Consider the following 15,583-nt stretch of genomic DNA (forward strand, 5'->3'; position numbering starts at 1 on the left):
TATGAGCACTGTAAAAATATATACTTGTCATCATAAGGCTAGCGCCTTTTTATCATCGAGTTTAATTGAGCCAATTCATGTGGGAAAAGCTCTAAATTTAAATGATATCGGCTGCATCGGTGATGATACTGGTGATAATATCTCTTTCAAAAATCCATTTTACTGTGAGCTTACTGCCCATTATTGGGTGTGGAAAAATCAAAAACCAACAGATTTTGTTGGTTTCATGCATTATCGCAGACATCTCAATTTTTCTGATAATCAGTTAGTTGCTGAAGATAATTGGGGTGTAATAAATGCGGAGGAACTTGATGCTTCCTACGAGACAGAATTTGGTCTGACATCTGAGCAGATCAATTCAGCATTAGAAAATTGTGATTTAATTTTACCCAAAAAATGGTCTGTCACACAAGCAGGCAATAGGTCTAATTATAGCCATTACATGCGTAGTGAATACTTGCATATTGAGCATTATGATGAAGCGTTGAATATCATCGCTAACGACTATCCGGAATATATCTCTGCCGCAGAAAAGTTCAATGCTTCTTCTGAGGGATATTATACGAATATGTTTGTAATGAAATATAATTTATTTGATCGTTATTCTCAATGGTTATTTGATATCAGCGAGAAACTTGAGTCAAAGATTTCATTTGACAATTATAACTCACAAGAGAAAAGAGTTATTGGTCATATCTCTGAGCGTTTGCTAAACATTTTTATCTTACACGAGCTAGAAGTTAATCCTGAAATAAAAATAAAAGAAGTACAGCGTACATTTATTAAAAAAGAAACATTTAATGGCAAATTAATGCCCGCGTTTAAAAATGATAGTATCCCTGTGGTTATTTGTTTTGACGATAACTATACTATCTCTGGTGCTGCGTTAATTAATTCTATAATAAAAAATTCTCAAGATGATTTTAATTATGATCTGATAGTTTTTGAAAATAGAATATCCACATTAAATAAATCAAGATTAATCAATTTATTTTCTGGTAAGAAAAACTTCTCGCTGAGATTTTTTGATGTTAATACTTTTACAGAACTTAATGATGTTCACGTTAGAGGGCACTTTACGGCTGCCACTTACGCACGACTCTTTATCCCTAGGTTATTGAAGGATTACTCAAAGGTAATTTTTATTGATGCAGACACTGTTGTTGAGCATGATATTGCACAACTTTATGAGTTCGAATTAGGCACTAATTTGGTTGCTGCAGTCCGCGATATTGTGATGGAAGGTTTTGTTAAATTCGGTGCTATGTCGAGTAGCTCTTTTGGCATAATGCCAGCGAAGCAATATTTACATAAAGTACTAGCAATGAATAAACCTGAAAAATATTTCCAAGCGGGTATTATTGTATTCAATATTGCACAAATGAACAAAGAAGGTATATATCAGCAACTCATGGTTGAAATGAAAAGTGGCCAGTACTGGTTCCTTGATCAAGATATTATGAATAAAGTTTTTTACGATCGAGTCTATGATTTGCCGCTTGAATGGAATGTTTACCATGGTAACGGGAATACCGATGATTTTTTCCCAAATCTGATTTTATCAACCTATACCGAATTTTTATGCGCTCGGTTAAAACCGAAGATGATTCATTATGCCGGAGAAAATAAGCCTTGGAATACTAGCCGAGTCGATTTTTTCGATAATTTTGCTAAAAATTTAGTCAATACGCCTTGGCAATATCAACTGTATCAAAACTTATCGGGTAGCGTTGTAGGTTCAGTGGCATCAGTGAGATCTGTCGCACAAACAAAATTATTACAAACGCGGATAAAAACACGACTAATGCCGATGATAGACCGCTTTGCGCCTACAGGGTCTCCGCGTCGTAATTTTTTAATTAAATACTACTATATTGTTAGACGTAAGATTTTGGGATAAAAGTCTGTGGATAATTCAAAAAATATTCTCATTGTAGGTGCTGGATTTACTGGAGCAGTTATTGGCCGCGAACTTGCAGAGCAAGGACATCAAGTACGTATTATTGATAGCCGTTCTCATGTAGCAGGTAACTGCTACAGTGAACGCGATGAAGAGACCGGAATTATGGTTCATACCTATGGGCCACACATTTTTCATACAGATAATCAAGAAGTATGGGAATACCTAAATCGCTTCACAGAAATGATGCCCTATGTAAATCGAGTCAAAACGACAGTCAATGGGAAAGTCTTCTCATTGCCTATTAATCTGCATACGATCAACCAGTTTTTCGATACTACCTGTTCTCCGAGTGAGGCTTGCACTTTAATTGAGAGTAAAAGCGATCAGAGTATAACGCACCCAAAAACTTTTGAAGAACAGGCATTACGTTTTGTTGGAAAAGAACTGTATGAAGCCTTTTTTAAAGGTTATACCATCAAGCAGTGGGGGATGTCTCCGAGCGAACTTCCCGCTTCTATTCTTAAGCGCTTACCGGTGCGATTTAATTATGATGATAATTACTTCAGTCATAAGTACCAAGGTATGCCAAAAGATGGCTATACACCCATCGTAGAAAATATCCTCAATCATCCAAATATTAGAGTGGAGTTAGAACACCCGTATCAAGAGGATGACAGTCAAGGTATTGACCATCTTTTTTTCACTGGTCCAATAGATTCCTGGTACGACTATAGATTTGGACGGCTGGGATACAGAACCTTAGATTTTGAGAAGTTCCATACGCAAGAAGATTTCCAAGGCACTGCTGTGATGAATTACGGCGAAGAGAAAGTCCCTTTTACTCGTATAACTGATCATAAATATTTCGCACCTTGGGAGCAACATGAAGGGTCAGTGTGCTACCGAGAATTTAGCCGTACTTGCACGCCGGAAGACACACCTTATTATCCTATTCGACAAATGGGTGAGATGGAGCTTCTCAATAAGTATTTGAGCCTAGCGGAACAAGAAAAGCATATTAGTTTTGCTGGCCGTCTTGGTACCTATCGTTATTTAGATATGGATGTCACTATCGCTGAAGCTTTAGTAATGGCTCGTACTTATCTTACTTCTGTTGCTAATGAATCAGAAATGCCAGTATTTACGGTAAATGTTCGATGAATATTACAGCGCTGATCGTGACGTGGAACCGTCTAACTCAGCTTCAACAGTCTTTGAAGGCAACCCTAGCGTTGCCTTTTCAACACGTTATTATTGTTGATAATGGCTCTTCTGACGGAACCGATAGTTGGTTGAAGAGCTTGACTGACCCTCGGCTACATATAGTCCGTGCTACTAGTAACTTAGGAGGAGCTGAGGGGTTTTACCTAGGAAGCGAATATATTGCTAAAAATATTGATACGGAATGGGTCGTGTTTTATGACGACGACGCGTGGCCTGAAAGTAATTTCATTGAAAAGTTTAGTCTGCTGGGACTTGCTGAGCCCGCAGTAGTATGTGCGAGAGTGATTGATTGTCAGGGTAACCTATGCCAGATGAATCTTCCTTGGCGACAACGAACTATCACCTTTAGAGATAATCTAGAATATATTCGTCATCCAGAAAAATTTACGGTTGATGCTCTGAATTCTTGTGCTGTGATCAGCTGCTCTTTCGTAGGATGTGTGGTCCATGCAACGATTCTCAGTAAAACCTATGACCATATTCATCGTGAATTATTCATCTATTTTGATGATGTGTATTATGGTTATTACCTCTATCTCCAAGGATTTTCACTCCATTATCAACCAGAATTGGTGATGATCCATGATATTGGTGGACGTTCAACAGGAAATTTTCCCGCTTGGAAAAGCTATTATCTAGTACGTAATATGTTGCTTTCAAGAATCATTTTCAAAAATAATTCTTTTTTTAGCACCAGTGCTATATTTTTTAGAATAGCAAAGTATTTATTTATAGCTTTAAAAAACCCCAATACAATCTATTCAATTAGTTTATTATTTAAAGCAATTAAGGATGGGTTGCTTGATAATCGTACTCCCTTAAATAATAAGACATTATGAAGATAATTTGTTATTTTATTAACTCGGATTGGTATTTTGACCTTCATTGGTTAGAAAGAGCTCTTGCTTCAAAAAGGCATAATTATCAAGTACATATCATTGCAAGGTTTACTGAACAGGATTTTTTAGATAAATTTTCTAAGCTAGGGTTTATCTGCCATCCTATATCGTTAAAAGAACGTGCAATGAACCCTTTTGGATTTTTAAGTAGTTCTGTAAGTATTTTTCAAATCCTTAACCAGATTAAACCAGACATTCTCCATAGTATAACTATAAAGCCAATTCTATTGGGAGGGATTTACGCAAAAAATTCATCCTGTTCCTTTGTTGCCAATATCGTTGGCTTAGGAAGAGTATTCGATTCTAAGGGAATCATTTTTAGTATTCTTAAAAAAATAACACTTGGCATTTATAAATTTATTCTATCTAATAATAACTCAAGGTTTATTTTTGAGCATGAAGAAGATAAAAATATTCTAAAAGAATATCTTAAATTTAAAAATGATCAGTTTGTTGTTATTGATGGTGCTGGAGTGGACACAACACTATTCAGCTATCAATGTGAAAATAAAAATATTGTACCAGTGGTATTCTTTGCAGGGAGAATGCTAAAGAATAAAGGATTAAATACATTAGTAAAATTAAGAAGAGAACTAAAGAAAGACAATGTTAACTTTAACCTAGTCGTGGCTGGAATTGAAGTCAATGATGATCCTCAGGCTATTCCATCGCATTTGTTAAAAGAATGGTGTGAAAATGGCGATATAGTATGGCTGGGGATGCGGAAAGATATCCATCAATTGATTGCTGAGAGTAATATTATCGCTTTACCGACCACTTATCCTGAAGGTGTTCCGAGAATATTGATTGAAGCGAGCGCTATAGGTAGAGCATGTATAGCTTACGATAGTGGTGGTTGTAAAAGTATTGTTAAGGACCGCGTGACAGGGTATTTAGTTGAAAAAAATAACTACGCTTTACTCAAAGAAAAAATGATTAGTCTTATCAACAGTTACGAGCTAAGAGTCAATATGGGGATTAATGGCAGAAAACTGGTCATTGATAGATTTTCATCCAATAAAGTAATTAATAAAACTCTGGAAATTTACAATCAGTTATTATAATTCTTATCGTAATTTTATCGGTGGGTTTTTAATAAAAAATAATTTTTTAAAATAATCTTTACGCTAACTCTAGGCTAATTCCTGTATCACGCACCGCTAGAATTTCATTACATACTTTTTTATCCAAAAAGATAACTAGCGGTTATATAAAAATATTTTCATAGGTATCCCCTCAATTTTTTTCCTTTTTAGTAACATTAACCTAGGCACTCTACCATTTACTGATAACGTTTTAACTTTATCAATACTTGGTGAAAATAATGAGTTAATCTCAATCCTTATAAGGTGATCAAAGCTTCACGTTATTTCATCTGTTTATTATGATGTATAAGATTTTACTAAGAAATGGTAGGTAAATAACTAATAACTCATAATTCATAATTCATAATTCATAATTCATAATTCATAATTCATAATTCATAATTTCGATATATTAGTTATTATATTTAAGGGTTGTTCTTCCTAATATGGTTTTGAGTTTTATTTCATATGAAATTATCTGCCACTAGTTCAATATAAATTGATAGGAGTATATTGTTATTATTAATTTAATATGGTTTTTTTTCTGCAGATGAATAGTAGTGGATAAACGTATTGTGGTTTAAGGGGATATTTTTTACTTATTGAATTACTGCATAGTTGACTCAGTTTAGATAATATCTTAACATAGTCAATTCTTACTTTGGGTCTTAATAAGGATTCTACTCTTTTTTTGTTATTATAAGTATATCGACTTGCATATTATTTAATATATCTGAAACAATGGTAGGTAATGTAGAATCCTAAAGCTAAGTTAAGGATTTATAGTTAATATATTAAGGTGAAATTTATGAATGATGAAATAGGCCGCTTTGAGAGTCTTGGTGATAACTGTGAATTTGCATTTTACTTACGTTCATCAGGGATGGATGTAGGGAGTTTGTTCCGCTGGACACTAATTAAGAACTATTGGTCACTCTTAAAACTATTAGAAACAGACTTTCAATGTCTATACGAATTCGAGAATTTACAGCCATCGTGGCAGGATATGGTAATTGATACAAAATTTGACCTTGGCTTTCATACGAAAATGTACAGCGAACTTATTGATGAAAAATGGGTCTGGACTAAAACGCAGAGCGAGCTTAGTGAAATATATGCTGAAGAAAAGGGTAAAATTAATTATCTAATAAAAAAATTCAAGTTAAGCTTAGCTAATAAAGATAAGATATTCATAATAAAAAATAATGAAAACAATTTAGATGATTTTGCACTTGCGCTATCTAAAGAGATAATAAAATATGGTGATGCTAAACTTATCTATGTTAAGAGTGATGATGTTACCTATAATAAAGGAATAGAGAGAATAACCGAAAATCTATATGTTACTTATATAGATAGATTTGCAGAATACCATAAGGCGGATGATCTCTCCAAAAATGGTTGGGATAACGTCATTAAAGAAGCTCTGCAAGTTTTATGAATACTAAGCAGCGCTTTGCGCTGCTTAGTGATTAACTTTTAATGAATGTTGTTTTTGGATAATGATCAAATAGTGAGTAATTATAAACTGCTTCATTCTTATAGTATGAGTTTGGGTAGAAATTAACTTCTTTACCTAATAGTGATGCCAATATTGCTACATGAAGCCTGTCGGTATTTACTATAGTGTACTCTTCAAGGAAGTTGATCATACATCTTGTAGAATTACGAGATAGAAAGATATTATCCCAAAAATTACCATTCCATGTTAAAGAAATATCATGATTATTTTCTTTATATTCGCCATTTAAGGACTCAGAATCTTTTCTAAAACAATTTGCTGTATCCTTTATGGGATCAACAAAAGACATATAGTTACTAATTTCAAGATAAAAAGCCATATCATCAGTAAGTGATAAATTATTGCCTTCATTGTATCCAATTGATTTAAAATATTCTAAGCTAATACTTTCTCTACACAAAACAATCAACTTATCAATATTTTCCCTGAAAAAATATTCATATCCCTTTATTGTTGAGGGCATAATAATTACTCTATGGAATTTATTAATATTATTCTCAATAAACTCTTTTCCCTCACTGTAAAGTCCTTCAATCAGATTTCCACCTCCACCAAAAATTAAAACGTGTTGATCGGATGAGTACACTTCATCTTTATTGTATTTTGAAAGAAGTAGATCATTCCTATCGAAAAAATCATAAGACGCAGATGCTATTACACCGTCACCAGCGTTTCCCGGATTAGCTTTATAGACAAGTTTATGGCTTGAATGATAAGATTCAAGTAAAATTCTCAAGTCGAAACCGTTATTACTCATATTGTCCGCCTAGCTCAGTGAAGATCAGTGCTCGTATCTTTTAAGTTGCTATGTCACACTTTATGCTGTTAAGGAATAAATACAATGAAGAAAGTTCTCATAATCACTCCGGATATTGAAGGCCCTGTAAGAAACGGCGGAATCGGAACGGCGTTCACTGCACTTGCAACAGCTTTGGCGAGTAAATCCATTGAGGTGGATATACTTTACACTAGTGGTGATTACTCTGAGTCCTCCGAATCATTTTCGGAGTGGAGTAATCTTTATAGCACATTCGGCGTTAGACTACTCCAATTATATTTAAAATTAGAATTTAATATTGATGCTCCTTATTTTAGAAAAAAAAGTTATGCACTTTTTAATTGGCTGATACAAAATCAAGATTATGACACAGTAATAGCTTGTGAGTGGCAAGCCGATTTATATTACTCTTTATTGAGTAAAAGTAATGGAACTAATTTTGAAAATATAAAATTCATTGTAAATACGCATGGCTCGACTTTGTGGGCTGATGAAGGAAACTATCACCTTCCAGATGATCAAAATCACCTAGAACTTTATTATATGGAAAAGTCCGTCGTTGAAATGGCAGACGAAGTGGTTAGTCCATCTCAATACCTTCTTGATTGGATGCAAGAAAAAGGATGGCAACTACCTGAGAATAGTAAGGTTATTCTTAATTGCGCTCCGTTTAATGGTTTTAAACCCCAAAAAAATAAAGTTTCAAATAGTGGTGCCGATGTCAGTGGGATTGAGCTTGTTTTCTTTGGTCGTTTGGAGACAAGAAAAGGTCTAGATATCTTCCTCAAATCAATCAATAAACTTAATGAAAATGATATTGAAAAGTTAACTGGAATAACCTTTATAGGTAAAGATGTTAATTTATGTGGTACCAACTCGAGTACATTAATAAAAAGCAGTACAAGAAAAATTAATACTGTAATAAAAATAATCAATGGCCTCGATAGAACAAGTTCGAATGCTTATCTAAAAAAAGAAAATGTATTAGTTGTGATACCCTCTCTAGTAGAAAACTCACCTTATACAGTCTATGAATGTTTAATTAATGATATAGATTTTATTTCATCTAATGTTGGTGGTATTCCAGAGCTGATACCTAAAGAGACACATGTTGATATTTTATTCTCACCAAATCCTGTTGAACTACATGGTAAAATTCATTCTCGTCTCAATAATCTTAGCTGTAAGCCTGGGTTAATTTCAGAACAAGATACGATTACGGCTTCATGGAAAAATTCTGTTGAAGCAAAGTCTACAACTCGATTTATAAAAATAGATTCGTCACAACAACCCTTAGTCAGTGTATGCCTCGTGCATCATGACCGGCATCATTTATTGCAACAAGCAATTGCTTCATTAAAAACACAAAGTTATAAAAACGTTGAAGTCATCCTTGTAGATGATGGGAGCTCAGCTCTAGAATCGAAACAGTATCTTGATTTAATTGAAAATGATTTCTTGTTAAGAAACTGGAAAATCATAAAGAGTTCAAATAATTATCTCGGTGCGGCAAGAAATTTAGCAGCTAGACATGCGAGTGGTGATTTTTTACTCTTCATGGATGATGACAATGTTGCTAAACCTTTTGAAATTGAAACATTTGTCATTGCTGCATTAAATTCTGGTGCAGATATACTTACTACGCCAAGCGATTTAATATTTGGCGAAGAGTTCCCGTCTCCATTCAGAAAAATGACTAACTGCTGGCTTCCGCTTGGCCCAGATTTGAATATTGCCGGTTTTAATAATTGTTTTGGTGATGCTAATGCAATGGTCAAAAAATCCGTCTTCGATATAGTTGGTGGGTTTACTGAGGATTATGGCCTGGGTCATGAAGATTGGGAATTTTTTCTTAAAGCTTCACTGGCAGGGTATAAATTACAAGTTGTACCAGAATCATTATTCTGGTATAGAGTTGCCAATACTGGAATGTTATTAACGGGTAATAAGAAAAAAAATAATTATAGAAGTTTACGTCCATTTCTCGCGCAACGAGTAAACTATAATTATGGTACAAGCCTGATTCCGTCATATTTGGAAAAAATCCATACACTTGAAGAAGAGAACCAGCGTTTAAAAAATGTGAATGGAATGGGTTCTCTCAGTAACCAGATTAATACTATTAGTAGTAAAGTTGATTTATTGATTTCTCAACAAAGAGAGGGGTGGGCACACGATCGCTTTACTATATTGTCTGAGCAATTGGATCATCTAACCTCTCAGCAACGAGAAGGATGGGCTCACGATAGATTCGAAGTGTTATTTAATAAATTGAATAGTACAGAGCAAAACAATAGTGGGGCTTTCTCTAAAATAATTAGGAAGTTAAAGAATTTACTTAAATAGTATAATTAACGGGCTTTTAAGCCCGTTTTTTTATAAAGAATTTTTTATGGTTATGTCTTTTATATTGAAAATTAATTCAAATTGTAGTTATTAAATACTAAAAACTATACATGAAATTTGATCTTTGTCGTTTTTTTTGGCGTTACATTATAATTTCCCTGGGAGGTTCGCTATTTAAATATAATTCTACGCTAAAATAGTTATAAAATTCTCTCTCAAATAACCATTGTTGTTAATGTTTTTAATTATTACTAATAAAATAATTTCAGTATCTTACGACGAGATTTTAGTTATTAAATAAATTAACTATCTGTATTCATTTGACATCCTGAAGTTCTGCTTACACTTTAAGCTTGAGTAATCTTTGATAAAATAGCTAAAACTCAGTTCTAGGGGAGATTTGTAAGTTGTGGTGATTAATAATTTAGGTTGAGTGGTATTAAAGAGAATAACCCTTGAGCAGTTAGCGAGAAACTCTTAGCTCATATAGTGCGTAGTGCCTTTATCGGAAATCAAATCCCCCCACCCAGCACACCAACGATCCTCCACAGACCAACAGCGCCCCGATCCAAAATATCCCAGTCAACGGTTGCCCTAACCAAATACTTGAAAATAGGCTCGACACTACGGGGATAAAGTAGCTAAGGGTGGCAAGGAGGGTGATATTGCCGTGCAAGATACCCATATTCCACGCCGCGTAACCCAGACCCATCGCACAAGCGAGTAAGCATAGTGCACCGAAGCCTGTCGCGGTAACGTGTAGACTGGGTTGGGTCGTGAGTAAGAAGCCACTCCATAGGGCGATGGCGGTAAGTATAAAGTAAAGGGTGATACCGTTGCAGCCGTTAGCAAGTCTTTTGGTTAACACACAGTACAGACTCCAGATTATTGCGCCGGAGAAGGCGAGGGTGAAGCTCAATGGATTTGCAGTAAGATTGGCTAGCATCGATTGCCATAAATTCCCCTGTCCTTGTCCGAGTACTTGGCTAATGCCTAGCATGCTAATTGCTATACCGAGTAACATTAAAAATCTGGGGCGCTGTCCATTTAGTAGCACTGCCAGAAGTAGGGTCATACTTGGCCAGAGATAGTTAATTAGGCCAATCTGTATCGCCTGGATATTTGAGGTAGAGAAACCCAACGACAGCGATAAACAGATCTCGTAGGCGACGAATAGTAGGGTGCCTAGATACAGATAAGCCTTGGGGAAAGTTTTTAATTTAGGGAATCCGATAGTAAGTACTAACAATAGGCTTGCAGCTGAATAGACAAGTGCTGAGCCTCCTATAGGGCCGAAGTAAAACGTTACCTGACGCATAAGGCCTACGATGGTGCTCCACAGTAAAATCGCTGAGATACCCAGTAAGGTGGCACGTGGTGAGGTCATGATTAATCCTTAGCCTGTTATACGTCAGTCAGAGTTTTACACATTCCGCAGGGAAATGTACGTTAGTACTCGCTACCAATAGACTCTCTATGAGTATTGGCTCCACACAATCTCCATACTGGATCTACACATTTTTTTAGGTATATTGCTAACCCTTAACCCTTAACCCTTAACCCTTAACCCTTAACCCTTAACCCTTAACCCTTAACCCTTCACGATGAGCAGACTATGCAAGGCTCCTGTTTATGTGCTTCAGTTAAATTCACCTTACCCTATAGCCCAACCACTTTCGATCGTTGCCATTGCTCCTTGTGTCGTCGTCAAACAGGTACCGAATCCAATTATGCGACGCTAGTCCATAGTCTGCATTTTAACTGGTCTGAAGGCGAAGCAAGTATTCACTCTTGGAGGAAAGAGTCGGGTTATCGTAATGATTTTTGTCAGCATTGCGGGAGTACAGTGCCTAACCTGTTAGCGCAAGTTCCTTACTTTTGGGTTCCCTTGGGTCTAGTGGAAGGGGTAGAGCATTATCGATGTGTTGCTGATTTCTGTCTGCAACGCTCGGCCTCACCCTCTTGTTCCTCTGAGATTCAATCTTACCATGAGCCAGTCCAATCACTGGAGCAGCTGCTTAGCTTGCTCCAGTTGGTATAGAGAGTTAGTTAGTATTTACTACTCTCCTGAGTATCGGCGGATAAAGTCGACTGAATTATCGAACACTTGCTGACTGGCACGATACTGCATACTGAACTCAAAGTCGTGGTTAAGTGGCTCAGGCCATTGCTTAGGATAGATATGTGCCTCAACAGGAACATTGAGTGTTTTTAAGCGCTCGATAAAGGGACGTGATTGTCCTCGGGTCAGTAAATCATTATCGCTCGCGCTGATCCAAACAGGAGGATAGTGGGTCGTCAGCCAAGGTGTTGCAGACATAGCATAAAGTTTTCTCAGGCTAGGGGGTTTTTCTCCGCTATAAGCTCCTAACACCTCTTGCATGATCCAGCGCGTAGTCCAAGGAAGTTTCTGGCCACTTTGATATAAACTCGCGATATCGTAGACGCCGCTGTGCACGACTAGGCCTTTGAGCTGTTGAGGTTGAATCGCAGGTGTAATCGCCAGCTGTTGTTGTAAGATGGGGGAGTTAAGTAGAGCGGCATAGTTACTGACAATATTCGCACCGGCAGAGTCACCACTGAGAAAGAGGCGATTAAGGTCTAGCGGCAAATCGTGCAAGGTACCGAGTGCCTGTAAGGCTCGGTTAAGCTGCTTGAGTTGGGTTGGGAAGGCTCCGGTAGGTACCAGACTATACTCAACATTGACTACCGCAAATCCTCGGTCGGCTAAGAGCCTTGCATAGGCCAACATACTCTCTTTATTACCCGCCACCCAGCCACCGCCGTGCACTAATACGATGACTGGATAGTGTTGTTCGGGCCGGATACTAGGGGTCACAATATCCATTCTTGAACTCGGTAACTCACCATAACGATAATCGGTGGTGATCCTCAAGTCATTCTGAACATTTTTATCTGCATAGGCAGCTAATGCTTGAACATTCTTTCTCGTGGTTTCATTTTCCATCGCACCATGCGTTAACGAAATGGCGAAAGACTGGCAACCCGATAACACGAAGCTCATGGCGAGTAACCTGAGTCCTTTAGAACTTAGCGCTATAAAAAGCGGTTTTTTCATACTTTACCTCCCTGTTTGTAGAGTTATTGTTAAATATACAGTGGTAGCTTCATAAAAATTGTCAACGAACTGTGCAATTAGTCATATTTTGTATAGAAATTTTTTATTTATAAGCCATACTAACTATCGTTATGGAATATTCGTAAAAACTGGTTACATGTTGGCGAATTTTTCATCTCAGGCGAATGTAGAAAATCGGAGATTGGTGCGGCAAGCTTCATCCGACGTGAGTAATTAAAATTATAAATTTCCTGCTTTAGGGCGGTCTTATTGCTCCGATTTTTACATTTTAAAACAGCGGTTTATTTAAGGTAGATTTCGATGTCTAGGGAACGCAGAGGCTTACGTCTCATTACGTTATTATTCTCTCTCTTCTGCTGCTTATGGTTAGTCATTGGTGGCGGATACTTGTTGGCAATCGGTGGTAGCAGCTACTATCTGATTACCGGTCTCGTCATGGCGCTTTTCACCGCGCAACTGGCTAAACGTAAAGGCGGCGCGTTTTTCGTCTACGCCTTAATCCTTATCGCGACCGCGATTTGGTCCTACGTTGAGTGTGGTATTGACTTCTGGGCACTAGCGCCACGTTTAGGTATCTGGACATTGTTCGGTATCTGGATGCTACTCCCGCCAGTTTATCGCCAAATTTCTCGTCCTAACGCAGGTAACACGCCACGTACTGCGATGGCAGTCGGTGTTATCGTTAACCTGCTGATGGTCGGTGCGAGTTTTGTGGTCAAAGACCCGCAAGAAATCGATGGCACATTACACGTTAATAACGAAGCGCCAGCGGCGCCAAGTGTAGCGGCGCAAGACTGGCCAGCATACGCTCGGACGCAAGACGGTGTACGTTACTCGCCATTAACGCAAATTAATGAGCAGAACGTCAAAGACTTACAGGTTGCTTGGACATTCCGTACAGGTGACCTTAAGCGTGCTGATGATCCAGGTGAGATCACCAACGAATCTACCCCGATTAAAGTCGGCAACATGCTCTATACCTGTACTGCGCACCAGATCCTTATCGCTCTGGATGCCGCAACGGGTAAAGAAAAGTGGCGTTTTGATCCAAAACTCAAATACGATTCGACTTTCCAGCATATGACGTGTCGTGGCGTTTCCTACCACGAAGTGTCCGCTACGCCTACCAACGGTAGCCAACCTGCTGCGTGTTCACGCCGTATTTTATTACCGGTAAACGATGGCCGTCTGTTTGCGGTTGACGCAGAAAACGGTCAAGTCTGTAAAGACTTCGCGAACAATGGCGAAATCGACTTACAACATAAGCAACCTCATGCTTTCCCAGGTGGCTATGAGCCAACCTCTCCGCCAATCATCACCGATAAGGTGATTATTATTGCGGGAGCAGTCACTGATAACTTATCAATGAAAGAACCTTCAGGGGTGATTCGTGGATATGATGTCAATACGGGGCAACTGCTTTGGGCCTTCGATCCAGGTGCTAAAGATCCTAACGCTATTCCTGCAGACGGTGAAAGCTACACGCCTAACTCACCGAACTCATGGGCGCCATCAGCTTATGACGCGAAATTAGATATCGTTTACATCCCAATGGGTGTGAGTACGCCAGATATTTGGGGCGGTAACCGTACGCCAGATCAAGAGAAGTTTGCGAACGGTATTCTTGCGCTGCATGCGTCAACGGGTAAACTGGCTTGGTTCTACCAAACGGTACACCACGATCTGTGGGATATGGACGTTCCGGCACAACCCACCTTAGCGGATATCAAAGATCAACAAGGTAATACTGTACCGGTTATCTATGCGCCAGCGAAAACGGGTGATATTTTTGTTCTGAACCGCGTCACAGGTAAACCTGTTGTGCCGGCAAATGAACATCCGGTACCACAAGGTGCAGCAGAAGGTGACCACCTTTCGCCGACCCAACCTTACTCTGAATTCAGCTATCGGCCAACCGCGCACCTGACAGATAAGAAGATGTGGGGCGCGACCATGTTCGACCAGATGATCTGTCGTATCATGTTCCACCGTCTGCGTTATGAAGGTCCATTTACCCCTCCTTCCGTTCAAGGTACCTTAGTATTCCCAGGTAACTTAGGGATGTTTGAATGGGGTGGTATCTCCGTTAACACTGATAAACAGTTTGCTATTACTAACCCAATGCAACTGCCGTTTGTCTCTAAACTGATCCCTCGTGGTCCTAACAACCCAATGGAGCCGGATGAGAATGGCGCTAAAGGGTCAGGTAGCGAAGCGGGTCTGCAACACCAATACGGCGCGAAGTTTGGCGTAGAGCTCAATCCGTTCCTGTCACCATTTGGTCTGCCATGTATGGAACCTTCATGGGGCTTCGTTTCTGCGGTTAATCTGCAAAACCAAGAAATTATCTGGAAGAAACGTATTGGCACCATCCGTGATAGCTCGCCGATTCCTCTGCCGCTGAAAGTGGGTACCCCAATGTTGGGTGCACCGATTACTACAGCCGGTAACGTCTTCTTCATTGCCGCAACATTAGATAACTACCTGCGTGCTTATAGCGTGCATGACGGTAAATTGTTATGGCAAGCGCGTCTACCTGCTGGTGGACAAGCGACCCCGATGACGTATGAAGTGGATGGCAAGCAATATGTGGTGATTAATGCTGGTGGTCATGGTTCATTCGGATCGACCATGGGCGATTACATCATTGCGTATAAACTTCCTGACACGAAGTAATAGGTTGGCATCACCCAGCTTGTGGTGATGTCTACTTACTATAAAAAGCC

At 38.4% G+C, this 15,583-nt stretch carries 11 protein-coding genes; 8 read left to right on the top strand and 3 right to left on the bottom strand.

Features of this window, described 5'->3' with window-relative positions:
- Position 1 precedes the first annotated feature (1 nt).
- The 5 genes from BMX14_RS00985 to BMX14_RS16735 all read left to right on the top strand — a co-directional run bounded on the left by BMX14_RS00985 (position 2) and on the right by BMX14_RS16735 (position 6,552).
- Positions 2 to 1,900, top strand: a complete 1,899-nt coding sequence (locus tag BMX14_RS00985; protein WP_092671438.1) for a DUF4422 domain-containing protein — start codon at positions 2 to 4, stop codon at positions 1,898 to 1,900.
- Between the two features lie 6 nt (positions 1,901 to 1,906).
- Positions 1,907 to 3,064, top strand: coding sequence for a UDP-galactopyranose mutase (glf, locus tag BMX14_RS00990; RefSeq protein ID WP_092671441.1), 1,158 nt, complete (start codon positions 1,907 to 1,909; stop codon positions 3,062 to 3,064).
- Positions 3,061 to 3,966: a glycosyltransferase gene (locus tag BMX14_RS00995; protein ID WP_092671444.1), complete on the top strand. Its 906-nt coding sequence runs from the start codon at positions 3,061 to 3,063 to the stop codon at positions 3,964 to 3,966. Before glf ends, BMX14_RS00995 begins: the two co-directional genes overlap by 4 nt.
- The gene (locus BMX14_RS01000; RefSeq protein WP_092671447.1) at positions 3,963 to 5,090 is read left to right on the top strand and encodes a glycosyltransferase family 4 protein; all 1,128 of its coding nucleotides are present in this window, start codon (positions 3,963 to 3,965) and stop codon (positions 5,088 to 5,090) included. Before BMX14_RS00995 ends, BMX14_RS01000 begins: the two co-directional genes overlap by 4 nt.
- Before the next feature lie 829 nt (positions 5,091 to 5,919).
- Positions 5,920 to 6,552 carry a hypothetical protein gene (locus BMX14_RS16735; RefSeq protein ID WP_230527204.1) on the top strand — a complete coding sequence of 211 codons (633 nt, stop codon included), beginning with the start codon at positions 5,920 to 5,922 and terminating at the stop codon, positions 6,550 to 6,552.
- 31 nt (positions 6,553 to 6,583) lie between these two features.
- Here BMX14_RS16735 and BMX14_RS01010 read toward each other — a convergent pair whose 3' ends face one another.
- Entirely contained in the window at positions 6,584 to 7,390 is an 807-nt protein-coding gene (locus tag BMX14_RS01010; RefSeq protein WP_092671450.1) for a polysaccharide pyruvyl transferase family protein, read from the bottom strand.
- A gap of 84 nt (positions 7,391 to 7,474) precedes the next feature.
- Here BMX14_RS01010 and BMX14_RS01015 point away from each other — a divergent pair, with 84 nt between their 5' ends.
- The gene (locus BMX14_RS01015) at positions 7,475 to 9,757 is read left to right on the top strand and encodes a glycosyltransferase (RefSeq protein ID WP_092671452.1); all 2,283 of its coding nucleotides are present in this window, start codon (positions 7,475 to 7,477) and stop codon (positions 9,755 to 9,757) included.
- A gap of 502 nt (positions 9,758 to 10,259) precedes the next feature.
- Here the strand turns inward: BMX14_RS01015 and yddG are convergent.
- Complete coding sequence (gene yddG / locus BMX14_RS01020) at positions 10,260 to 11,144, bottom strand: aromatic amino acid DMT transporter YddG (RefSeq protein ID WP_092671455.1); 885 nt, start codon at positions 11,142 to 11,144, stop codon at positions 10,260 to 10,262.
- A 228-nt stretch (positions 11,145 to 11,372) separates the two neighbouring features.
- On the opposite strand from yddG, the gene BMX14_RS01025 reads away from it, so the two are divergent.
- Positions 11,373 to 11,798, top strand: a complete 426-nt coding sequence (locus tag BMX14_RS01025; protein ID WP_092671458.1) for a GFA family protein — start codon at positions 11,373 to 11,375, stop codon at positions 11,796 to 11,798.
- A gap of 18 nt (positions 11,799 to 11,816) precedes the next feature.
- On the opposite strand, the gene BMX14_RS01030 is transcribed toward BMX14_RS01025, so the two are convergent.
- A complete protein-coding gene (locus tag BMX14_RS01030; RefSeq protein ID WP_092671461.1) occupies positions 11,817 to 12,836 on the bottom strand; it encodes an alpha/beta hydrolase in 1,020 nt (339 codons plus the stop codon).
- 321 nt (positions 12,837 to 13,157) lie between these two features.
- Here BMX14_RS01030 and BMX14_RS01035 point away from each other — a divergent pair, with 321 nt between their 5' ends.
- Entirely contained in the window at positions 13,158 to 15,533 is a 2,376-nt protein-coding gene (locus tag BMX14_RS01035; RefSeq protein ID WP_092671464.1) for a glucose/quinate/shikimate family membrane-bound PQQ-dependent dehydrogenase, read from the top strand.
- Positions 15,534 to 15,583: the final 50 nt, after the last annotated feature.

Source organism: Rosenbergiella nectarea (assembly GCF_900111105.1).
GTDB classification, from domain to species: domain Bacteria; phylum Pseudomonadota; class Gammaproteobacteria; order Enterobacterales; family Enterobacteriaceae; genus Rosenbergiella; species Rosenbergiella nectarea.

Bases quoted from the DNA above. Each gene is read 5' to 3' on its own strand.
- BMX14_RS01000 (WP_092671447.1), top strand. From the start codon at position 3,963: ATGAAGATAATTTGTTATTTTATTAACTCGGATTGGTATTTTGACCTT.
- BMX14_RS00985 (WP_092671438.1), top strand. From the start codon at position 2: ATGAGCACTGTAAAAATATATACTTGTCATCATAAGGCTAGCGCCTTT.
- yddG (WP_092671455.1), bottom strand. From the start codon at position 11,144: ATGACCTCACCACGTGCCACCTTACTGGGTATCTCAGCGATTTTACTG.
- BMX14_RS01030 (WP_092671461.1), bottom strand. From the start codon at position 12,836: ATGAAAAAACCGCTTTTTATAGCGCTAAGTTCTAAAGGACTCAGGTTA.
- BMX14_RS01025 (WP_092671458.1), top strand. From the start codon at position 11,373: ATGCAAGGCTCCTGTTTATGTGCTTCAGTTAAATTCACCTTACCCTAT.
- BMX14_RS00995 (WP_092671444.1), top strand. From the start codon at position 3,061: ATGAATATTACAGCGCTGATCGTGACGTGGAACCGTCTAACTCAGCTT.
- BMX14_RS01010 (WP_092671450.1), bottom strand. From the start codon at position 7,390: ATGAGTAATAACGGTTTCGACTTGAGAATTTTACTTGAATCTTATCAT.
- BMX14_RS01015 (WP_092671452.1), top strand. From the start codon at position 7,475: ATGAAGAAAGTTCTCATAATCACTCCGGATATTGAAGGCCCTGTAAGA.
- BMX14_RS01035 (WP_092671464.1), top strand. From the start codon at position 13,158: ATGTCTAGGGAACGCAGAGGCTTACGTCTCATTACGTTATTATTCTCT.
- BMX14_RS16735 (WP_230527204.1), top strand. From the start codon at position 5,920: ATGAATGATGAAATAGGCCGCTTTGAGAGTCTTGGTGATAACTGTGAA.